Here is a 21,893-nt window from a genome sequence, read left to right on the forward strand (position 1 = left end):
TGACCATCAATGGTTGGATACCGGTCAACCCGTCCGCCGAAGAGGGCGTATATGACATGGCCGGAGCGGCGAGTGCGGTTCCGTGGTCCGGTGCCGTACATCTTTGCTCTGAGTCACGACGAGGTGAGTCGCGGGGAGGACAAGGGCGGCGGCCCGAAGCCTGACCTTGTACCAATCGGTGTGGGACAACGCCTATGCCTTGCCCGAGATGGACGAGAGGTTCCCGCCAAAGCCGGGGCTTGACGATTCGCATGGTTGCGATGAGGCGCGAGTTTGGGCTGTGAGACCAGTGGTTCGTGCGACTTGGTGCTGCGAGGTGGCCGGCTTGCGCGCCTTCGCGGTATGGCTGTGGGTGGTTGAATGCGGCGCCTCAATCCATTTTGAAACGCGCAAGGGCTGACTGCCGCCAACCGGCGCGGCACCTGCGTCGAGCTGACGGCTTCCGATTCGGACAGCCGCGCTGAAGGCGTCCCGCCCGACCGCTGGTCGGATGGTGCGTCCCTAGCCGGGCTCACTGTTCGACGCGGCAGCCGCACGTGTTGGAGATTGTGGCGTTCAGGGAGTAGCTGGTGGAGGTGCGGGCCATCAGGTCGTCGATGGAGGCCAGGAGGGCGAAGACGACCTGGGGCTCGCCGCGCACTATTGTGGCCATGTCGTTGGTCTCGTAAGCCAGGCCGGAGGTCTTGATGAGCTCCAGGACTTGGCCCACCGGGCTAGTGTAGTCGGCCTGGGCCAGTGGGTACAGGCTCAGTTGACAGCTGATGCGACGAAGCGAACGCATGTGAAACCTCCTGGGGTGGCTGGGTTTGTATGGGATGCCCTGTCCTGACGGCGGGATTCCTCGGCCAGGGTGTATGCGGCGTCGGGCAGGGACGGGGGGATGAAGAGGCAGTCGCGACGACCGGTGAAATGGGACGGGTCCAGGGAGATCAGCTGGTCGGCGGTCAGGAAGCGCGCATATTCGTAAGCGGTGCCCTGGCAGACCGGGCTCTCATAGAGGTTGGCCCAGGGGGCGCCGTGCTGGATGGTGCCGATGACGATGCTGCCGCCGGGCTTGACCAGGCGGCGCATGGCCCGGTAGGCCGCTGCCGGATTGGGCAGGAACTCGAAGCAGGCCATCGAGAAGGCTGAGTCGAAGGAACCGGCGGACCAGTCGGGCAGTGGTGTGTGCTCCGCGGAAGCGTCGTATAGGTCGGACGGGGTGTCCGGCGCGCTGTTCGCTGGCGCGGCAGTTTCGTTTTCGGGGCTGGCCAGGCGGGTTATGTCTAGCAGCCGCAGGTCGGCGGACTGCTTGCGCTCAGCCAGTTTGCGGCGGGCTTGGTCGAGCATGTTCAGAGCGATGTCGACTCCGCTCACCTTGCAACCGGCCTGGGCCAGCTTGCCGGTGAAGTTGCCGGTGCCGCATCCCACCTCCAGGATGGACTGGCCGGTCTTGGGCTCCAACAGTTCCAGCAGGGCGCGGGTCTGCACCTGGTCCGCCAGCGCCCCGGGCGCGGTATCCAGCCACTCGTCGTAATCCGCGTAAAAGTGGTTAAACACGTTAATCATGCGCGCTCCTTCCGCCCTCGGCGGCCTGTCCCTTCAAGCCTATGCCCCGCCCTTGTCAGCAGGGCGGCGCGGGTTCGGGTGCGGGTTGGGGGAGAACACTAGAGTGGGGGGCATGATTCCTTCTGTTGAGTGGGCCGAGGAGCTGCACCGTAGGGTAGCGCCCTCGCCGGCGGCTTATGAGCTGATCCATACGCATTGCGTGATTATCGCCGGGATTGGGAAAGAGCTGGCCCAGCGCGCCAACGCACGGTACCGGGCAGCGCAGGTGCGCGCGGCGTCCAACGCTTCGATGGACTCCGCCGTGCCCCAGCGGGAGCTCGACGCGGACCTGGTCTACCTGGGTGGGCTCTTGCACGACATCGGTGCCTACCGAATCCTCGCCTCGGACGGGGCTGACGGCCGACCGCTGGCCTTCGATGACCGCTACATCCAGCACGGCATCGCAGGCTACGAGCTCCTGAAAGCCGAAGGCGTGGACGAGTCGATCGCGCAGTTCGCGCGCAACCATACGGGAGTAGGGCTCACGCGTCAGCAAGTGGAGGCCGAGCACCTGAACCTGCCGGTGGACGACTACGTGCCCCAGAGCCTGGAGCAGGAGCTGGTCATGTACGCGGACAACTACCACTCCAAGCATCAGCCGCCCATCTTCGTTTCCGAACCGACGGCCGCTAAGCGCACAGCCCGCTACGGCGAGGAGAACCTGTGCCGATGGAAGACCCTGGTCGCCAAGTACGGGGTGCCCGCCTTGGAGCCTCTGGCCCGCGAATACCGGATGGACATCGTCTAATCCGAGCGCGCGCCGATGGTAGGGGGGGCGGGTCCAAGCCAAGTGGCTCGGACCAAGGCGAATCAGCTGGGTCAAAGCCGCTAGTCGGTGTGGTTGGCTGCATGGCTTTGGCGGTCAGCGCCACCTTATCGATTGAGTTTTTGCCGTGATGAGGCGCCTGGGTGGAAGGCGGCGTAGCGGCGGCTGAAGGAGCGCCGCATCCAGGGGTCCGGGGCGTAGGGGGGTTCGCGCGGATCGGCCTGGCTGGATTGCAGGGCGTCCAAGTAAGCCGCCATACCCTGGGGGCCGTAGGCGTAGGGGGCGGCGCACCACAGTGGGTTGGCCTCCAAGATGATTGGCGGGCCGGACTGGGTGAAGGCCAGGTCGATCGCGCCCGAGGTCAAGCCCCCGGCGCTCGCCGCCGCCTGGGCTGCTTGGAGCGCAGCGGCCCGGCGGGCGGGGTCGAAGTGGGCGCCGTCGAAGACCGAGACGATGCGCCGTCCGCCTGCGGGGTCGTGCAGGCAGTAGCCCGAAGCCGCTATTGGGCGACCAGCGTCCAAGAGCACCCGCCACTCCTCGCTGATGTCTGGTATGTGGCTACTCAGCTGAATCAGGGAGTCCGGCGGCGCCGTGGCCAGGCTGGCTTGGAGTTCAGGCAGGCTGCGCTGGGCGGCGCGGAAGGCCAAGACCCGACCTTGGGCCAGCTGCGACCAGGGGCGATCGCCTAGGCCAGAGGGCAGGCTCCGCCAGCCCAGTATCCGCTTGGCGGGCGCGGCCACTATCCGCCGGCCCGCGAGTTCGGGGGCGACTTGGGCCAGCTCGGCCAGCCAGGTGGCTCGGGGGGAGGGCAGGCGCAGGGGCTCGCTCCCCCAGGCGGTCAGCCAAGCGTTACTGGCGATGAGCAGGGCTGGGGCTATCCAGAGCGCGTCGGCTTGGCTGAGGCCGTCCGGCGGTGCCAGTCCGTTTTGCGCCCGCAGTGACCAGGCGGCTCCACCTGCCTGATCCAGGGTTTGGGAAATAATTTCGGAAATCCAATTTTCATTTGCTACTACTTGGCAGACTTTTGCCTTATTCGGTGGAAATTCAGTGGTCATATCGCTTAACATTCTTCACCTTATTACCAATCGTCCCTGGGCCTGGCGCCGGGGGAGAATCCGCTCCCCTGAGGGCTCAAGGGGGCAGACAGCCGGCCCTAGGCTAGCTATGCTGTAGACAACACGCCCCACATGCGTGGACCCCAGGCATGAAGGGTGGGCGCAGGCCATAGCCGCTTCAGGCGGCTTCCCAAGCTTAAAAGGAGAAAGCCCATGACCACCATAGCCGTATTCGTCGGATCGCTGCGCAAGGAATCCCTGAACAAGAAGCTGGCCCGCGCCATCGAGCGCCTGCTGCCCGAAGGCGTGAATTTCGAGTACGCTGACCTTGACCTGCCCCTGTTCAACCAGGATGAGGAGAATGACATGCCCGCCAAGGTGCTGGAGCTCAAGCGCCTGGTCGAGCGGTCAGATGGCGTGCTCTTCGTCACCCCCGAGTACAACCGCAGCATTCCTGGCGTCTTGAAGAACGCGATCGACTGGGCCTCCAGGCCGTGGAGCCAGAGCTCGTTCGCCGGCAAGCCCACAGCCATCGTGGGTGCCAGCTCCGGAGCCCTGGGCGCCACCCAAGCCCAGGCCGCCCTTCGCAATGTCCTCCTCTACCTGGACATGAAGGTGATGGGCCAGCCGGAGGTCTACTTTAATGGATCGACAGGCTTCGGGCCCGACGGCGAACTGGTGGAAGGGTCGGAGGACTTCATCCGTGGCTTCGCCCAGGCCTTCGCTGACCATGTGAAGGCCAATAGCTGAGCCGGATAGGCTGGGCGCGCGGTCGTTCGCGCGGTAAGTGAGAGGGCGGGCGCCTGGTCCAAGGACCTGGGCGCCCGCCCTCGGTGCGATGCGTCGGTCGGTTCGCGCGCGGCCGGCGCTTCTGCGCGCTTCTGCCTATTCCAGTGTGTAGGTACGGTCATAGGGACCCTCGGAGGGGTGACCCGAGCAGGCTACGATCACCGCGCAATCATGGCGGCGGGCCGTCTTTCTGAGCAGGGCGAGGATATCGGCAGCCTCGTCTTCGCTCAGGCCGTCCATCAGCTCCTGGGTCAAGAGCACGTCTGGCTCGCAGGAGATGGCCCGGGCCAGGGCGGCCCGCACATAATCCAGGCGGCTGAGCTCGCGCACCGGACGCTGCTCCAGGCGCTCGGGGAAGCTCATCTCCTCCAGCAGGTCGCGGGCCTGCGTGTCCTTGGGTTTCAGGAAGGTTCGGCCGGAGGCTTCCATGGCGTACGACAAGTTCTCAACCGCGCTCATATCGGTGCGCAGGGCGTCGCGGGCGAAGATGACGCCCAGCTGGTGGCCCCGGTAGTCCCAGGCCTCAATCTGACGCAGGTCGGTGCCGCGGAAGAGCACCGTGCCCTCGCTGGGGGCCAGCAGACCCGAGATTACGCCCATCAGGGCGCCCAGGCGCTCGGGGCTTCCGGTCTGAACGCAGTGGGTGCGGCGTATGCGGAAGGACATATCCACGTCGTCCAGCAGGTAGGTGGTCGAGTCCTTGCCCCTGCCGCTCAGGCTGACGTGCCGCAGCTCCAGGACGGGGTAGCCGGAGGGCACCGGGATGTCGGTGTCATCCATGTCCGTGTCCATGCTGGCAAGCGGGTCCTCATCGTCCGAGGACCAATCCCCCTCCTCAACGGCTTCGCTTTCGATGACGACCTTGAACTCCGGCTCGGAGCCGTCTTCCTGCCCGTCGTCAGCCTCTTGGGAAGCCTCATCGCCTATGGCCGCGAAATCCTCTATGGGTTGAGCGGGCTCTGTCCGCCGCGTGTCCTCGGCGCGACGGGCGGTGCCCTCCTGAGGTGCCTCCGGCTTTTCCTGGCCTACGGTCTGGGCGTCCTGGCCCTCATCCGGTTTCTCGCTGCTGGTCATGCCGTCTCCTTTGCGTCTGCTGCATCGGTCTGGGGCGCGCCTGGGGCCTGGCTTACGGCGATCGGCTGGTAGAGGCGCGAAGTGCGGAAGGTCCCTGCGTATACCCACGCGAGCAGGGCGATAATGAAGCAGATGGCCAGGCCGCTGCCGCACACCCGCCAGAGGGCGGCAGCGGGCATCTGCTGGATGCCGGGCAGGGTGATTGCTGAGCGCACCGCCGCTGGGCACAAAGCCGTGCCGGCGCCCAAGCCTATCAGCAGGCCAGGCAGGGTGACGATCAGGGTCTCCAAGGCCATTTGCCAGCCTATTCGCGCCTTGGATACGCCGATTGTGATGGCTACGCCCAGTTCGTTGGCCCGGAACATGAGCCCGAAGATCAGCCAGACCAGGGCGAGGACGGCTCCGAAGACCAGGATGGCGATCAGGAGGGCGCGAATCTTGCCGGACCGGTCGTGCAGGGGCTGGACGCTGCGCTGGTAGGCCTCCAGGCTGGGCGAGGACACATCGTACTGCTTGGCCGACAAACCGGCCTTATGCAGGGTGTCGGTGAACCGCTTGAGGGCGTCCGGGTTTTGCAGCCTGAAGCCCACAACGAGATCGCGGCCCTTGTCTCCTGGCTGGCCGGCCTTGTCGAAGCCGTGCTGGGCGAAGGTCGCGTAAGCGGCGTACACCGCGTTCGCCGCCGGGCCCTTGGCCTGAGCGCCGGTGACCTCGTAGATGCCCGATACGCTCATGTCCACGGTCTTGCCCGCGTTCGCGGGGTCCGCTATCTTAATGACGGACCCTGTCTTAAGCCGGTTGGCCTCTGCCAAGGGCTGCGAGACCAGGACGGCATCGCCCGCGGACTCGGAGTAGTCCAGATCCTTGCCCTGCACCCGGTTGATCTTGCCATAAGGGCCCTTGGCCGCGACCGTGGAGTCCGACAGTCCGACCAGGTTCATCTCCCCCTGGCCGCCGACCGGCTTAATCCCCTGGAAACTGGCGGGCGCGGTCTCGTAGTAGTAAGCGCCGAACTGGATGCTGTTGGCCTGGAGGAGCTGGGCGTATTGGGAATACTGCTCCCAGGTCAGGGGTTTGGCCGTCTTCCCCTTGCCTTGGCCATCCGTCTTAGGCGTGATTACGGCATCCGTGGCTTGGGTGTCATAAATCGTGGTACGGGTGTCCTCGTCCGCCTGGAGCACGGTCAGGCCGACCACCGCTGAGGCGGTCACCGCAATGCAGACGATGAGGAACGTGGCATTGCGCGCCTTGTTCCGTGTGATTGCTCTCCATGCGTTCTTCAGGACGAACATGGCATCCTTCCCACTTGTCTGGCCGCCCCCCGGGCCGCCGAGTCGGACGGTTCGGGGGTTTCGAGGCGGCTGGTGGCCTCGGTTCCACGAACTTCAGTCTATCCGCCCAGGCTCCCAAATCTGTTGGACAGCCTATGGCTCCTGACTGAGCTTTTCCTGGGAGCGGGCTGGGAGCCTGGGGAGGGCGGCCAGGTGGCAGTATGACAGGGCTTTCAGGCCTGCGCGGCCCCCTTGGCTTCGTCGTCGCTGTCGGTGCCAGCGTGGGAGAAGCGCTTGACGCGAAGCGAGATGAGCAGGGCCAGCGCGATGAGCGCCAGGATGAACCAGATGCCCAGGTGCATGCCGTTCGCGAACGCCTGAGGGGCGGAGGCGCCAGCCGAGTGGGATTCGCCGATGGCCAGCAGGCTGGTGGCCAGGGCGGTTGAGACCGCGCCCACGATCTGCTGCATGGTGTTCATGATCGTGGAGCCGTCGCCGGACTGGGCCGGCTTGAGTGAGTTGAGCGCGTAGGTTTGGGCCGGCGACATGGCAAGCGGGCAGCCGACCATCAGGACGACGTGGGCCGCGACCACGTATGCGACCGGGGTGCTGGGGCTGGTGAACAGGAACATGACCGCGCCCACCAGGGCCAGGATGAAGCCGCAACGGACCGGGAGCTTGGCCCCGAAGCCGTCGTAGAGACGGCCCGCCAGGCCCGAGACCAGGGCGTTGACAGCGCCTCCGGGCAGCATGAGCACGCCGGTCAGGGCCACCGGGAGCAGCAGGCCCCGCTGGAGGTATTGAGGAAGCATGTACATGGCGGCCAGGATGATCGCGAAGTCCAGCATGACCAGGGCCGCGCCGGCCCGGAAGGCCGGTATCGAGAAGATGCGCAGGTTCAGGACCGGCTGCTTCAGGCCCAGCTGGCGGCGGGCATAGAGGATGAGCGCCACGATGGCGACCAGGAGGATGATCAAGGTGACCGGGGAGAGCCAGCCGTATTTAGCGGCCAGGCTGACGCCCGCCACCAGGCCGCCGAAGCCTATGATCGATCCCAAGATGGAGGGCAGGTCGATGCGGGGGCGGGTGATGGTTCCCACGTTGCGCAGGAAACCAACGGCGAAGAAGATCGCCAGGACAAGGAAAGGGATGAAGAACCAGAAGACCCAGCGCCAGCTGAGCTTGCCCAGGATCAGGCCGGTCAGGGTGGGGCCTATGGCCGGGGCGAACATGATGACCAGGGCGCACATGCCCATCACCGCGCCCAGCCTGGCGGGCGGGAAGATCAGCATGGCCACGGTGAACATGAGGGGCAAAATCAGCCCGGTGCCGATGCCCTGGATCAGGCGACCGACCAGGAGCACCCCGAAGGACGGGGCCAGGGCCGAGATGGCCGAGCCCGCGATGAAGGCCAGCAGACCGAAGATCACGGTTTGGCGGGTGGTGAACCACTTGGAGATGAAGCTGGAGAAGGGCAGGACGATGCCGATGACCAGCATGTAGCCGGTGACCAGCCACTGGGCGGTGGCGGCCGGGATTTGGAAAGCATCCATCAGGTTGGGCAGGGCGATGTTGAGCGAAGTCTCGCTCAACATGCCAACGAAAGCGCCGATCATTAGGGCCGCGATCGCCAGCCAGGGGTGGGCTAGGCGCACCGGGGAGGGTGCGGGTTTGGGCCTGGGGCCTGACGCGGCCGCCCCGGTCGGGGTCTTGGAAGGTTCTGCGGTTTGGGCCGCGTTGGAGGCAGGCAGGGCTGTCTGTTGATTCACGATGATTCTCCTCTTGTCTGTAGAGACAAGTTGCCATGCTAGGGAGAATTCTCGTTTTTCGTAAGCCGACGTGGCTATGTGAGATCGGTCACATGCCTTGGAGCCCACCTGTTCTGGCGCCTGGTACGGGCTGCGCCGCCAGCCAAGGCACACAAGCGGGCCGGGGCACCCACTGGGGATGACTCCGGCCCGCCAGCTTCTCGCCCGGCTGCTAAAGCCGGGACCATACCTTACTCACTGGGCGATGAAGCCGCCGTCCACCACGAACTCGCTACCCATGGCGAACTTGGACTCGTCCGAGCCCAAGTAGACGCAAATCTCGCCGATATCATCGGGGTCGCCGATATGCCCCAAGGGGGTCAGCTCGGCCATCGCCTTTTCCAGATGATCGTTGAGCAATGGGGTCTTGATGAACCCGGGGTGGACCGAGTTGACACGCACATTGTAGCCGTTGGCCGCCGAATCCAGCGCCGCCGCCTTGGTCAGGGAGCGGGAGCCGCCCTTACTGGCGTTGTAAGGTCCGCCGAAGCGCATGCCCACGAAGCCCTCGATCGAAGAGATGTTGATGATCGAGCCGCCCTTGCCCTTCATGGTCGCCATGCCATGCTTGACACCCAGGAAGGTGCCGTCCAGGTTGACTCTGATGACCTTCTTCCAGTCGTCATAGGGCTCCTGGTCAATCGGGACGGCTTTGGGGGCGATGCCTGCGTTGTTGACCACGATGTCCAGGCTGCCGTAAGCCTTGATGGTCTTGTCGATCACATCCTGCCACTGAGCCTCGTCGGTTACGTCAAGCGCCATGAAGCGAGCCTGGTCCCCGCGCTCGTCGAGGAAATGCTTGGACTCTTCGGTCTCCTTGATGTCTGTCAGAACAACCTTGGCGCCTTCGCGCACGTAGCACTCGGCGATGCCCAATCCGATGCCACCGGTCCCGCCGGTGATGATCGCGACTTTGCCTTTGAGTCTATCTGTCATTTTGACCTCCTTGTCTCGATGCGCATGTTCGCAGTGCATGCGTTTTCAACCTACTCCAGGCAAGAGGGGGTTGGCAAGTCCGCAGGGATGAGGCGGGAGAACGCGGTAGACGGGGAGGCGCCGGCGTGAGCAAGCGCGGCATGCCGGGCTGCCCTGAGTCCTCTGGGCCGCGTGATCGTGGGGCGGCGGTTTGAGGTCAGTCGCTCGACTTGGAGCGTTCGACCGGCCGGGGTCGGGGGTGGGCCAGCCGGGCGAACAGGGCGACTGTGCCCAAGCCCGCAGCCGCCATCAGCGTCAGCCCCGCCACCCGGTGGATTGGCGTGGCGCCGGCTGCCGGCAGGGGCGTATGTATGCCCCAATCGCCATACACCAGGGTGGGTGCGTCTACCGCGTGGGTGACGTCGAAAACGCTGGAATCGGCGCTGTTGCGCCAGTTGATGAAGATGTAATCCTCGCAGGCGCCGTTTACGCAGTCGCTGTCTCTTTTGGGAGTCTTATAGATTTTATCCGCGTCGGTGGTGTCGGCGACGCTGGCGCCGCGATTTACGCTGACCTGCTTGCTGTTGCTGCGGGTACCGTCACTCCAGGTGCAGGCAACGCTCGGGTCCTGCGCGCATTGGAAGGTGACGGTGGACGACTGCAGGCGCACCTGATACTCGCCTTCGTAAATCAGGTTCCCGTTCGTATCCACCAGGTCCCAGCGGAAGATGAACTGTTTGGCGCCGTTGGGGATGATGAACCGGTGCGTTTTCGTGTTGAATTCCACCTCGGTCCCGTTTCGCGCGGGTTCGCCGCCCGACATCGTGAACTCCCGGGAATTGCTGATGGTGAAGCGGTTGTGAGCGGGGCTCGCCGGAGGATTGGTTTGGTAGAGGTATTGATAGGACGACAGTTGGCTGAAGCTATCGACGGTCTTGAACAAATCCTCGATGGCGATGGTTTGTCTGCCGTCGACCAGCGTAATGGGCACATCTTTCTGCGGCGTCTGCCAGGGAACCGCGGAATCCGCATTATCGCCGGAATCATCGCCGGGGTGCGGTGGCCCGTGGCTGATAGTAAAGGCGGACGGTGGCAGTTTGAGATCCGTGATCATGTTCCAACGGAAAGCCCCGGCCCCGATTCTGACCTGGGCATCTGGCAGCTCGTGCAAATCCAATGCGGTTAAAGAATTGGCCGAGAAAGCGGATTCTCCGATTGCTTGCAGTCTGCTGGGGGACTCAAAGTCCAGCTGCTTCATATGGCAGCCGCCGAAGGCCTCGTAGCCGATCGTTTGGACGGAGCTGGGGATGGTGATCGCGCCGACGCTGGTGTAGAGAAAAGCCTTATCTGCGATGGACGTCACCGTATCGGGGATGATGATTCTGGACAGCTCGGTGCCGTTCCCGCTGTTCTCCGGTTGGTATTGCATCGCTCCATCGCCGATGCTGGTGACGGTGTAGGTGGTGTCATTCTGGGTAATCTGGCTCGGAATCTTCACGCAGTCTCCATCGTGGAACCATGTCCGGGTTGCAGCCATTCTGGCGGTCCGAGCAGAGGGGTCAGCCGACCAGAACCAGTCGCTCTGGGTCCCCACCGTCACCGTGCAGGTGCTGTTCCTCGTCTGCACGCGGGGTGGGTTTGACTGTCCGGAGGGGCTGGGCCCGCGGTTCCCGGAAGAGCCGGCCGGCGCGCCGTTTGTGGGGAAGCCGTCCGCGTTTTCGGCAGAGCTGCGAAGTTGGCCCAAGCCAAGGGCGACCATGACGGCGATCATGGTTATGAGGACGGCCGCCGCCACGCCTAGGCGCGCAAGGTGGGAGGATTGACGGAGGACAGCCCGTCCACTTTTGCCTCTCCTGAATTTCATGCAACTCCCCCATGCCGGCCGATTACCCAATCGGCCGATATCAAGCTTCAACATCCGCCGTCGCGGGCGGACACCATCCCTGAGGTGCACGCCCTACGCTCCCCCCTAACTAATAGTATCCACTGGGCAGGGTTACGCTATGAAGGGATGCCGTTCCTTGCGCAAACCTGACATTTACCAACCGCACCCCCAGCGGGCGGATGCGCCGAATCGGCAGAAGGGGCCGCCGTGGGCGTGGGAGGCGAACCCCGCCTGACTCCGGCGGCGCATGAACTCGGACATGGCGGCTCGGCGCTCCTCCAGGCGCTCGCGGCTACCGGGGAACCGCTCCTGCCAAGAGTCCAAAATCAGCCCCAGGGCCCGGTCGAACGCCGCCAGCTCCTCGGGGCTCAGGCCGTCCAGAATCCCGGCGCGATTGCGTTCGTTGGGGCGCATCCGCCCGGCCTCCCGCCGCCCGGCCTCGGTCAGCCTGACCACCATGCGCCGACGGTCGTTCGGATTGGGCTCGCGGGTGATGAAACCGGAACGTTCCAGCTTGGATAGGAGTTCGCCCAGGGCCTGACGGCTCATGCCCAGCATGTAGGCCAGGTCGCGCTGCTCAATCTCGGGCTTGAGGGCCAGGATGGTCAGGACGCGACCCTGCCCGCGAAGGGGGTTGGGCCAGGGGCCGTGGCCCCAGCCGGCCAGCCGGCCCTCCCGGCTGTCACCGTCGCCCGCTGGGCCTGGATTGGGGGCGGCCCCGTCTGGCCCCGGACCGTGGCCGTGGCCGGCATGGGGGCTCGGCTCGGGTCCATGCGCAGGCTCGAGGCCCCAAGGCCTGTGCATGAGCCACAGGAGTTCGCCCAGGCGTTCCACGGCCTCCTCTTTCATCCGCTCGCCCTGCTGGTCCTGGGCTGCTTCGCCGCCCTCGTGCGGCAGGTTCTGGTCATCCATTGTGCGGGTGTCGCTCATCATGAACTCCTTTGGGTGTGCTGTATTTGTTGGTTGCTGCGATGTTGTGGCGGTCGCCCACCGGGGCTGGTCTCGGCTGCGGGGCGAAGGCCTGGCCGGCTTTGGGCGGCGGAAGCGGATGACAAGGGGCGTCCGAAGTTTGTAAAGTACCTTACGGATTTGATTCTAGGGCTTCCGCGACGGTTGTGTCAAGTACCTTACATATGCAGGTGGAGGACGGTCATCCCCGCCCTCGAACGGGAATCGGTCTTCGCTTTCAGCCAGGAGGACCCCTTGGTGAGCGTGGCGCGGGGAAAGGAGGTAAGCTCAAAGTTTGCGGACAAACGAAAGGCGGAGCATTTGGATTGGCATGCGTCGGTGTACGGGGCCAGGGCCGGGCGAGAGAGCCGGTATGGGTTCGACGAGGATGACGAGGGCTTCGGCTTCGACGGTGGCGACGCGGAAGGCAAGGCCTACGGCCGCCTGGACGTGGTGTCGGAGGCGGAGCTCAAGCGCCTGGGTCGCGGCTCCTTCTTCCGAGCCTACGAAGTTGTCCAATCCAAGCGCTTGCAAGGCATGGCCTGCCGGGCCCACGCCAGGGAGCTGGCCCTGTCGGCTTCGGTGGTCAACTCCTACGAGTACGCGGACGACTACCAGGTCAAGGCACGGGTGGACCTGGACAAGGCCACGGTCGTTGACTCCTCCTGCACCTGCCCGGCCTTCGGGCGCCTGGGGGCCGTCTGCAAGCACGTGATCGCGCTGGTCATGCTCTACAACGACTCACCTGAGCTCTTCGAGCAGACCGGCCAAGCCCAGCGGCCGGTTCAGCGCCGCACGTCCCGGCGCCTGCTCGACTTCATGGATCAAGCTAGTGAGGAACAGCGCCAGCGCAAGCGCAAGCGGCAGGTGGAGCTGCTCAAGGTCGTGGGGGCCGAGAGCGAGGCGGACCAGGCCCATTCGGGCGGCGGTCTCGGTTCCGTCCACCTGCCGATCGGCAGCGTAAGCCTGCGCCCCTCCCTCTCCTGCGAAGGCGGTGACTGGGGGCTGCGTCTGCGGGTCACCGTCCCCTCCCGCCACATCTCCTACCTGGCCAAAGACGTCGATGAGCTCCTCCAGGCGGTGGACCACTCCCTCTACTACTGCTACGGGCGCAAACTGGGGTTCGTTCACTCCCGCGACAGCTTCGATCAGGCCTCCAAGGGCCTGCTCGACATCCTCCAGCGGGGCGTCCAGATTCGCTCCAGCGGACAGGAGGGCGTGATTGGGTACTACCGGCAGCACAAGGGGCCCTTGACCGAAATGACCCTGTCCGAAGAAGAGGTCTGCGACATCCTCGACCTCTACGTCGGCAGTGATTCGACCCTGGACTACGCGCCAGGCGGCAGGCCCAACGCCCAAGCACGCCCGGCCCAGGTCGTGGACGGGGACCCGGACCTCGGCCTGAGCGTGGAGCCCGCCGGCGAGGGCGGCGATCGCGCCGGCCAAGGGTACCTGATCCGCCGCAAGCTGACGGTCGACCGATTCATCGGCGGCCACCACTCTTCCTTTGTGGTGGCTTGGCCCGTGGGGGGCGACCCCCTCTTCGAGACCAACCCGACCATCTACCGTTGCTCCCATGCCTTCGCGGCCCACAGCGAGCTGGTCAGCGCCCTGTGCGCCCCTGGCTCCGACAGCGACGAGGGCAACGGTCAAGGTCAGGGGCTCTTCCTGGATTCCAGCGACTTGGAGACCTTCAGCCGCACCGTCCTGCCCGCGCTGAGCCCTGCGGCTCCCGCCTCCCAGGAGGCCGAGGGCGACGGCGGGGGCAGCGCCTCCGATACCGTCGTTCCCGCGGCCCAAGACGGGGCTTCCGGCACGGGGAAGGGAGCCATCCGCGCAACCCTGCCCCCCGAGCTCCTGGACCTGCGCCGCCTGCCGTGCGTGATCGAGATCTACCTGGACCGTGACGCCGACGGCGTGACCTGCGACCTTCAAGCCCGCTACGGTGAGAGCCGCTTCCATGTCTTCGCTGGGATCGGCGCCCACGAGCCGGTCGTGCGCGATAAGTCGGCCGAACGCCTGGCCGTGGAGGCCGCCCGCCACTACTTCCCCGAGCCCCAGGGCGTCCTCGCCCGCATCCCCGAGTCGGACGATAAGGCTATTTACAAGCTGCTGACCGAGGGGTTGCCCGTCTTGCGCAGCCTGGGCGAGGTCTACTCCACACCGGCCTTCGACGGGCTGAGCGCCGACTCCCACCCCACGATCCGGCTGGGCCTGTCGGTCAAATCAGGCCTAGTGGAGATTTCGCCGATCGCCGACGAGATCGCTCCGGAGGAAGTGCCGGCCCTGCTGGAGAGCTACCGGAGGAAGCAGCGTTACCACCGGCTCAAGAACGGAGCGTTCGTGAACTTGGCCCAGGCCGATATGTCCGCATTGGACGAGGCCGAGGCCGACCTGGGGCTCAAGCCGGGCTCCTTGGAGGCCGGGCCGGTAACGGTGCCCGCCTACGAGGCCTACTATTGGGACGCCCAGGTGGAGGAGGACCACAAGGATGAGGAGTTCAAGCGCTACATTCGCGACTTGAAGCAGGTGGACCCCTCCCGTTACCGGTTGCCCGCCGAGCTCAAAGGGGTCCTGCGGCCCTACCAGGAGGAGGGATTCCGCTGGCTGAGCTCAGCCTGCGACAAGGGCTTCGGCGGCATCCTGGCCGATGAAATGGGCCTGGGTAAGACCGTGCAACTCCTGGCCTTCCTGGCCTCTCGCCAGCAGGAGGCTCGCCGGGTAGGGCCCAGCCTGATTGTGTGCCCGGCCTCGTTGGTCTACAACTGGGCTGCTGAGTGCGCCAAATTCGTCCCCTCCTTGAAGGTGGCGCCGGTGGCCGGCGGCAAGGAGGGGCGTCGGCGGGTGCTGGCCCAGGCCGGCGACTGCGACCTGCTGATCACCTCCTACGATCTGCTGCGGCGGGACATCGAGGACTATAAGGGCCTGAAGCTCTACTGCGTGGCCTTGGACGAGGCCCAGTACATCAAGAATCACGCCACCAAGTCCGCTCAGGCCGTGCGCAAGTTGGACGCCCGCCAGCGCTTCGCCCTGACCGGCACCCCAATCGAGAATCGCTTGGCCGAGCTCTGGTCCATCTTCGACTTCCTGATGCCCGGCATCCTGGGCTCCTACCGGCGCTTCCGCGAGCGCTTCGAACTGCCGATCCTGAGCGGCGACGAGAACGCCCAGGCCAAACTCCAGGCCTTCGTGGGGCCCTTCATCCTGCGCCGGCGCAAGGCGGACGTGTTGAAGGATCTGCCTGACAAGATCGAGAACGTGATCACCGTGCAGCTTCAGGGCGAGCAGCGCAGGATTTACGCCGCCCTGGAGCAGGGGCTGAGGATGACGCTGAACAAGCAGCGCGACGTGGAGTTCAAGAACGGCAAGCTCCAGGTCCTGGCCCAACTGACCCGCCTGCGCCAGGTCTGCTGCGACCCCCGCCTGCTCTACTCCAACGTGGGCGAGGGTGTGCCCGAGGCGGCTTCGGCGATCGCTCGGGAGGCCGCGAGCCCCCAGGCTTTCGGCAAGCCGGCCGAGGTGGAGCAGATGGCCTCCGAGCGCCTGGAGCAGGCGGCGGAGCAAGCCCGGCGCGCCCCCCGCAAGATTCCCTCGGCCAAGTTGGACGCGATCGAGGAGCTGGTGGGGTCCTGCCGGGACGCGGGCCGCAAGATGCTGATCTTCTCCCAGTTCACCTCCTACCTGGATCTGATCGCCGAGCGCCTGCGCGCCGACGGGGTGGACTACAAGGTCATCACAGGCGCCACCCCCAAGCGCAAGCGTCTGGAGTTGGTGGACTCCTTTAATGAAGACGACACCCCGGTCTTCCTGATATCCCTTAAGGCCGGCAACACCGGGCTCAACCTGACCGGCGCATGCGTGGTGGTGCATGCGGACCCTTGGTGGAACGCCGCCGCCCAGGAGCAGGCCAATGACCGCGCCCACCGGATCGGGCAGACCCAGGACGTCAACGTTTACCAGATCGTGGCCAAGGACACGATCGAGGAGCGGATTCTGGGCCTGCAGAAGAGCAAGTCCGATCTGGCCTCGCGTTTCGTGGACTCCACTTCATCCACCAACGGGACCTCGATCTCCTCGCTGACCCGGGACGACCTGCTCTCGCTCCTGGGTTGACGGTCTGTGATTACGCCGCTGTCGGGGCCGGGCAAGGGCGCCTGAGCTCCGATGTGGTAATAATTTATTATTGTGATAAACTTTTATTGAATCGCGTCCTGACCGGGCGCTCGCCCTCATGCCTTCAATGGAGAAAGGATGTTCCTCGTGAAGAAGCTACCAGAAGCGATAGGCCCCTACTCAAGTTACCGGACGCAAGGACGGTTCCTGATCACCTCAGGGCAGCTGCCGCTCAATCCGGAGACCAACCGAATCGAAGCCACGAGCGTCCACGACCAGGCTTTGCAGAGCCTGGCGAACATCGGCGCCATCCTCTCGAACGAGGGTCTGGAGTGGTCGGATGTGATCAAACTCACCGTTTTCATGGACGACCTGTCCGTCTTCTCCGAGGTCAATGAGGCGTTCTCGCAGGCGCTTAAGGAGCCCTTCCCGGCTAGGACGGCGATTGAGGTCTCCGCCCTGCCCATGCAGTCCCATATTGAAATCGAAGCGATCGCCCTAGGGGGTCAAGGATGAGCGGAAGCATTACGGACCAAGCGAACGGGGTCAAACTCAGCTCGGTCGAGAAACATGCGGCCAAGGCCGGCATGACCGTGGATGAATGGAAAAAGGCCACTAAGTTCGACGGCACCGACTGGGGCTGGGTCGTTATGAGCATCGGCATGGCCATCGGCGCCGGCATCGTCTTCCTGCCGGTCAAGGTGGGCATGATCGGTTTGTGGGTCTTCCTGGTCTCGGCGGTCATCGCCTATCCGGCCATGTACCTTTTCCAGAAGCTCTTCATCAACACGTTGGCTGAATCGGACGAGTGCGAGGATTACCCCTCGGTCATCAGCGGCTACCTGGGCAAGAATTGGGGATTCTTCCTGGGCGTGCTCTACTTCCTGATGCTGCTGATCTGGGTCTTCGTCTACTCGACGGCCATCACGAACGATTCGGCCTCCTACCTGCACTCCTTCCACATCACCAAGGGCGTCTGGTCGGACAACCCCTTCTACGGGCTGGTGATCGTCATCGCCCTGGTGTCCATCGCCTCCCGGGCTGAGAAGGTGCTCTTCCGCATCTCAACCTTCATGGTGCTGACCAAGCTGGTCATCGTCGCCGCCCTGGGCGTGGTCATGATCGGGATGTGGAACTTGAAGAACGTCGGCGCTTTCCCCCCTATGGGCTACCTGGTCAAGCAGACCATCGTCCTGCTGCCGTTCACGCTGACCTCCATCCTGTTCATCCAGTCGCTCTCCCCGATGGTCATCTCCTTCCGCTCTCACAACAAGAGCGTCGAAGTGGCTCGATACAAGGCGCTGAGGGCCATGAACATCGCCTTCGTCACCCTCTTCGTCGTGGTCTTCTTCTACGCGGTCTCCTTCAACCTGGCCTTGGGCCATGACCAGGCGGTCGAAGCTTACGAGAAGAACGTCTCCACGCTGGCCATCGCGGCGCAGAACATGCCTGGCAACTATGTGAAGATCCTGAGCTTGATCCTCAACATCTTCGCGGTCATGACCGCTTTCTTCGGGGTCTTCATGGGTTTCAAGGAAGCCTGCCAAGGCATCGCCACCAACGTCCTCAAGCGTTTCATTCCCGAAGACAAGATCAATATGAAGGTCCTGAGCTTCTCGATTCTCGTCTTTTCGGTCCTGGTCGCCTGGGGCGCTATCCTGCTGAACGCTCCCGTAACGAGCTTCACATCCATCTGCTCGCCGATCTTCGGCATGATAGGCTGCCTGATTCCCGTCTATCTGGTCTACAAGGTCCCCAAGCTCCACAAGTTCAAGGGCCCCAGCCTCTACTTGATTATCTTCGTAGGCATCTTGCTGGTGGTTTCGCCCTTCTTCGCATTCCTGTAATGCGCCAAGCAGCGCTTCAGCGCTAACCAATCGGAAGGAAATATCATGATGCAGACCAATGAGGATCTGTTCATCCAAGCGCTCAGGGAGAACGTGCTGCCTGCCACCGGCTGCACCGAGCCCGTAGCCGTCGCTTACGCCGCGGCCAACGCCATCAAATTGATGGACGACAAGACCGTGGGGCATGTGCGCGTCTCGGTCTCGCCCAATATCCTGAAGAACGCCCTGGCCGTGATCGTGCCCGGCACCGGCGCCCCCGGCCTGAAGATCGCGTCCGCCGCCGGCATCATCTCCGGCCAGCCCGACGCCGGGCTCAAGGTGATCGCCGACATCGACCCCGAGGATGTCGGCAAGATCAAGGCCTTGGCCGACTCCGGCAAGATCGATGTGAACGCGGCCCACGTCGATGACGACCTGTACGTGGAGGTGGAGATCGCCAACGACTCCGAGGACGTGACCGTTTACATCGCCGGCGACCACACCAACATCTACAAGATCGCGCGCAATGGCCAGGTCCTCAAGGAGGAGGAGCGCCCGGCGGCCCACGCGGTCTCCTCGGTCCGGCAGGCGCTGCAAAGCCATAAGCTACGCGAGATGTGGGATTTCGCACTGAATGAGCCCTTGGAGGAGATCGCCTTCATGGACGAGGCCGGCAAGCTGAACATGGCGCTGGCCGAGGAAGGGCTTACACACGAGTACGGGCTCAAGCTAGGCATGTCGATGAACAAGGCGCGCTCCGTGAACTTTGGCTCCGGCGTGGACGCTGACATCTCCACCGAGATCGTCGCGTACGCTTCCGCCGCCTCCGACGCTCGCATGGGTGGCGCTACGCTGCCGGCCATGTCGAACTCAGGCTCGGGCAACCAGGGAATCTCGGCCACCGTGCCGGTGTGCGTGGTCGCCAAGTACGTGGGCGCCTCGGACGAGCAGCGTATCCGCGCCCTGGCCATGTCCCACCTCATCGCCATCTACATCCACTCCTTCCTGCCGATCCTCGGCCCCTTCTGCGCCACCGACTCCGCGTCGATGGGCGCTGCGGCCGCCGTCGTCTACCTGATGGGCGAGGATTACGACACCGCCGCAGCGGCCATCAACAACATGGCCGGCGACGCCGCGGGCATGGTCTGCGATGGCGCTGGTTGCTCCTGCGCGATGAAGGTCGCCACCTCGGCATCATCCATGTACCGCTCGGTCAACCTGGCCCTCCAGGGCGTCGAGATCCCCTCCAGCAACGGCATGGTCTGCCCCGACGTGGACCAGACCATCCGCGGCATCGGCCGCTTGGGCACCGAGGGCATGGAGTCCACCGATCCGGTCGTGATTGATGTGATGATGAACAAGGGCTGATCCCGCCGCTTGGCAAGCAGGGCGGTCGTCCGGGCTACAGGCTCGGACGACCGCCCTGCGGCGTTCGACTAAGCGCTGGGCTGGCCGGCTTTGCAGGCGGTAGACTGAACTCTCGAGGTGATTATGGAAGATACGATCGAGCCCCCCGACGGGGCGGAGCGCGGGCAGGCGCAGGTCCTGGAGGACAGGCGTTTCGTCATGACCTTCAAACCCTTGGTCGAATTCTTGGGTAAGGTCTATGGGCCTATGACTGAGGTGGCCCTGCACGACGCCTCCCAACCCAACAGCTCCATAGTGGCCATTGCCAATGGGCACGTCAGCGGCAGGGGCTTGGGCGCTCCGGCCACCGACCTGATGCTGCGGATCCTGGGCCGGGGCGAGGCGGAAAACCGCGACTACTTGGTCGGTTACGCGGGGCACTCGGCCAACAGCGCGACGCCGCTGGTCTCCTCCACCTTCTTCATCCGCCGCCAGGGGCGAATCGTCGGCATGCTTTGCATCAACCACGACCAGACCGCCCTCTCCAGGCTCTCCCAGGCTGTCGGAGAAGTGCGCCAGGCCTACTTCCCGCTCTCTACGGAGATGCCACCGGCGGCGGACGCCTCAACCGTGGAGGCCCCATCTTCCTCGGTCCCACCGGCCGTGGCCTCCGAATTCCCGTCCTCCCCTTCCCGGATCAACCACGCGTCGGCGGTCGGGAGCGCCGCCGAGGAGGAGAACCTGAGTTTGTCGGTGGAGGACATGGCCCAGCGGGTGGTCAACGAGGCGGTCTCTTCGACCGGCCGTGAACTCAGCCGCTTCAGCCTTGATGAGCGCATGGGTGTGATCCGCGAGCTCGATGCCTCAGGCTATTTCCTGCTCAAAGGCTCAATCTCCAGCATCGCCGGACTGCTTGACGTAGCCGAATCCACGATTTACCGCTACCTCCAACAGTCCCGCAAGCGCTGAGGGTCGACTGGCGGACCTTCACCAGGCCGCAGACCGGGGTCAGTTCGTCGTTGCAGCGTCGCGGATGCGGCCGATTTTCAGGGCGGTTTGCAAGACGAAGGCCTCTCGGGGGTTGGTGGGGTCCCAGCCGGTGATTTTGACCGACTGCTTGAGACGGTAGCGCACTGTGTTGGGGTGGACGCTCAGGCGCTTGGCGGCGGATTCCAGCGAGCGTCCGCAAGACAGGAAAGCATCCAGGGTGGCCAGCATGATCTGGTGGGGATCGCTTTGGCGTAGACGCCCGTACACATCCCGGTAGAGCTGGTCCGCAGCCGCGGCATCGCCTACCAAGACCCGCTCCGGCAGGACATCGTCGGCTTGGAGGGGTCGGGCCGGGCCGCCCCCTGCGAACACGTCATCGGCCGCTGGAGCCACCTGGTAGGTCGTGAGCGCGGCGCGGATGGTCTCTGAGGCGCCCTCAACGCCCCGGCGCAGGGGCCCTAGGCAGACCGGCGCGTCCTCGGCGAAGAAGTGGAGCAGGCCGGCGCTCACTTCCTCAGGCCCGCCCTGGTCGCGCGGGTCAATCAGGACGACCGTCAGATCGTTGTGGGCCGAGACCAGGCACAGGCCCCCGATGGACCGCACTCTGCGACGGATGCGGCTGGCCGCCGCACTGGAGCTTAACTGCCCGCCCTTCCTGGGCTTGCCGACCAGGGCGAAGCAGGAGCTCTCGCCCGGCCAGCCCAGGACCGCCATCTGCGAGGCCACTTTGCTGTCGGTCACTCCGTTAGCCAGGTTCTCCATCGCGTACGTCTCGGCGCGCACGTTCCAGCTTTCGCGCATCTCGGCCGTGTCAGCGTAGATGGCGGCGGCGGAGAAGGCCACTTCGCGCGCATAGTAGAGAATCGCGTCGCGGGTGGCTCGTTCCTGGCCCTTCTGGGCGAACGCTTCCACGTTGTTCTCCAGCAGGTCCACGATCACTCGTGTCACATCCAAGGCCTGGCGCAGGCTGACCACCTGGGTGAACTCCAGGGGCGCGATGAAGAAGATGTGCTCCAGCGAAGGGCGGGGCGCGTCGTCGCTGTCCAGGTCAGCGGTCAGGTCGGCCTGCCAGGAGACGAAGTTGGCCACGGCGGTCTCGATCACCAAGTCCAAGGTGGCCTTGTCCGCGGGCGAAAGGGTCTGATACCAGGGCAGGGTCTCGCCCAGGTGGTCCTGGGCCTGGCGCAGGATGCGCCGCACCGGCTGGGGCAGGTCCTGGGGCTTAGCCTCCTCCGGGCCGGGCTGGTCGGTTCGCTCCCGTTGCCAGGTTCGCAGGGGTGAGCCGTCCTGGGGCGACTTGGCTCCCTTGGAATGCCATTGCAAGACGTGCCACAGGGCGTGCTCCCCATCCGAGGCCCCTGCCGTGCTTTTGGCGGTCTTGCGGTTTGACGGGTGGGAACCCGTCGCCGCTCCTGCTTTGCTCATGCCTTTCAGCTTAGCCACTCTGGTGCCTGAACTCCGGCATGTTCGCGCAAGGGGCGCGGCCGGGTGAGAGGGCAGGGCTTTGTGGGGCAGGCAC

Annotated in this window: 17 protein-coding genes; 7 read left to right on the plus strand and 10 right to left on the minus strand. The window is 64.7% G+C overall.

The window, feature by feature from the left end; all coding sequences use genetic code 11:
* Positions 1-511: 511 nt before the first annotated feature.
* Both AB656_RS06515 and AB656_RS06520 read right to left on the minus strand, forming a co-directional pair.
* On the minus strand, positions 512-781 hold the full coding sequence (locus AB656_RS06515) for a YkoF family thiamine/hydroxymethylpyrimidine-binding protein (protein ID WP_033504179.1): 270 nt from the start codon (positions 779-781) through the stop codon (positions 512-514).
* Positions 748-1,548, minus strand: a complete 801-nt coding sequence (locus AB656_RS06520; RefSeq protein ID WP_033504178.1) for a class I SAM-dependent methyltransferase — start codon at positions 1,546-1,548, stop codon at positions 748-750. The genes AB656_RS06515 and AB656_RS06520 overlap by 34 nt, the downstream gene beginning before the upstream one ends.
* Before the next feature lie 103 nt (positions 1,549-1,651).
* On the opposite strand from AB656_RS06520, the gene AB656_RS06525 reads away from it, so the two are divergent.
* A complete protein-coding gene (locus AB656_RS06525; RefSeq protein WP_033504177.1) occupies positions 1,652-2,335 on the plus strand; it encodes an HD domain-containing protein in 684 nt (227 codons plus the stop codon).
* Positions 2,336-2,460: 125 nt separating this feature from the next.
* Here AB656_RS06525 and AB656_RS06530 read toward each other — a convergent pair whose 3' ends face one another.
* Complete coding sequence (locus AB656_RS06530) at positions 2,461-3,408, minus strand: ATP-grasp domain-containing protein (protein ID WP_033504176.1); 948 nt, start codon at positions 3,406-3,408, stop codon at positions 2,461-2,463.
* Between the two features lie 213 nt (positions 3,409-3,621).
* On the opposite strand from AB656_RS06530, the gene AB656_RS06535 reads away from it, so the two are divergent.
* On the plus strand, positions 3,622-4,158 hold the full coding sequence (locus AB656_RS06535) for an NADPH-dependent FMN reductase (RefSeq protein WP_033504175.1): 537 nt from the start codon (positions 3,622-3,624) through the stop codon (positions 4,156-4,158).
* Between the two features lie 135 nt (positions 4,159-4,293).
* Here AB656_RS06535 and AB656_RS06540 read toward each other — a convergent pair whose 3' ends face one another.
* The 6 genes from AB656_RS06540 to AB656_RS06565 all read right to left on the minus strand — a co-directional run bounded on the left by AB656_RS06540 (position 4,294) and on the right by AB656_RS06565 (position 12,083).
* Positions 4,294-5,271 (minus strand): ATP-binding cassette domain-containing protein, encoded by a 978-nt coding sequence (locus AB656_RS06540; RefSeq protein ID WP_033504174.1) that lies wholly within the window; start codon positions 5,269-5,271, stop codon positions 4,294-4,296.
* Positions 5,268-6,563 (minus strand): ABC transporter permease, encoded by a 1,296-nt coding sequence (locus tag AB656_RS06545; protein WP_033504173.1) that lies wholly within the window; start codon positions 6,561-6,563, stop codon positions 5,268-5,270. The genes AB656_RS06540 and AB656_RS06545 overlap by 4 nt, the downstream gene beginning before the upstream one ends.
* Positions 6,564-6,775: 212 nt before the next feature.
* Positions 6,776-8,311, minus strand: coding sequence for a DHA2 family efflux MFS transporter permease subunit (locus tag AB656_RS06550; protein WP_236681867.1), 1,536 nt, complete (start codon positions 8,309-8,311; stop codon positions 6,776-6,778).
* Between the two features lie 234 nt (positions 8,312-8,545).
* Positions 8,546-9,286 carry a glucose 1-dehydrogenase gene (locus AB656_RS06555; RefSeq protein WP_033504171.1) on the minus strand — a complete coding sequence of 247 codons (741 nt, stop codon included), beginning with the start codon at positions 9,284-9,286 and terminating at the stop codon, positions 8,546-8,548.
* 196 nt (positions 9,287-9,482) lie between these two features.
* Positions 9,483-10,763, minus strand: a complete 1,281-nt coding sequence (locus AB656_RS06560; RefSeq protein ID WP_033504170.1) for a leucine-rich repeat domain-containing protein — start codon at positions 10,761-10,763, stop codon at positions 9,483-9,485.
* A gap of 540 nt (positions 10,764-11,303) precedes the next feature.
* Positions 11,304-12,083, minus strand: a complete 780-nt coding sequence (locus AB656_RS06565; protein ID WP_236681868.1) for a MarR family winged helix-turn-helix transcriptional regulator — start codon at positions 12,081-12,083, stop codon at positions 11,304-11,306.
* Between the two features lie 336 nt (positions 12,084-12,419).
* Between AB656_RS06565 and AB656_RS06570 the strand changes: the two genes are divergently transcribed.
* The 5 genes from AB656_RS06570 to AB656_RS06590 all read left to right on the plus strand — a co-directional run bounded on the left by AB656_RS06570 (position 12,420) and on the right by AB656_RS06590 (position 20,353).
* Positions 12,420-16,211, plus strand: coding sequence for a DEAD/DEAH box helicase (locus tag AB656_RS06570; protein WP_034982943.1), 3,792 nt, complete (start codon positions 12,420-12,422; stop codon positions 16,209-16,211).
* A 147-nt stretch (positions 16,212-16,358) separates the two neighbouring features.
* Positions 16,359-16,727, plus strand: coding sequence for a Rid family detoxifying hydrolase (locus AB656_RS06575; protein ID WP_033504240.1), 369 nt, complete (start codon positions 16,359-16,361; stop codon positions 16,725-16,727).
* The gene (locus AB656_RS06580; RefSeq protein WP_201777322.1) at positions 16,724-18,058 is read left to right on the plus strand and encodes an SLC5/6 family protein; all 1,335 of its coding nucleotides are present in this window, start codon (positions 16,724-16,726) and stop codon (positions 18,056-18,058) included. Before AB656_RS06575 ends, AB656_RS06580 begins: the two co-directional genes overlap by 4 nt.
* Positions 18,059-18,103: 45 nt before the next feature.
* Positions 18,104-19,405 (plus strand): L-cysteine desulfidase family protein, encoded by a 1,302-nt coding sequence (locus tag AB656_RS06585; protein WP_201777323.1) that lies wholly within the window; start codon positions 18,104-18,106, stop codon positions 19,403-19,405.
* 123 nt (positions 19,406-19,528) lie between these two features.
* Entirely contained in the window at positions 19,529-20,353 is an 825-nt protein-coding gene (locus AB656_RS06590; RefSeq protein WP_051905472.1) for a helix-turn-helix transcriptional regulator, read from the plus strand.
* Positions 20,354-20,392: 39 nt separating this feature from the next.
* Here the strand turns inward: AB656_RS06590 and AB656_RS06595 are convergent, their stop codons facing one another.
* A complete protein-coding gene (locus tag AB656_RS06595; protein WP_144418958.1) occupies positions 20,393-21,799 on the minus strand; it encodes a PucR family transcriptional regulator in 1,407 nt (468 codons plus the stop codon).
* Positions 21,800-21,893 lie beyond the last annotated feature (94 nt).

The sequence above is a fragment of the Bifidobacterium actinocoloniiforme DSM 22766 genome, assembly GCF_001263395.1.
Classification (GTDB): Bacteria; Actinomycetota; Actinomycetes; order Actinomycetales; family Bifidobacteriaceae; genus Bombiscardovia; species Bombiscardovia actinocoloniiformis.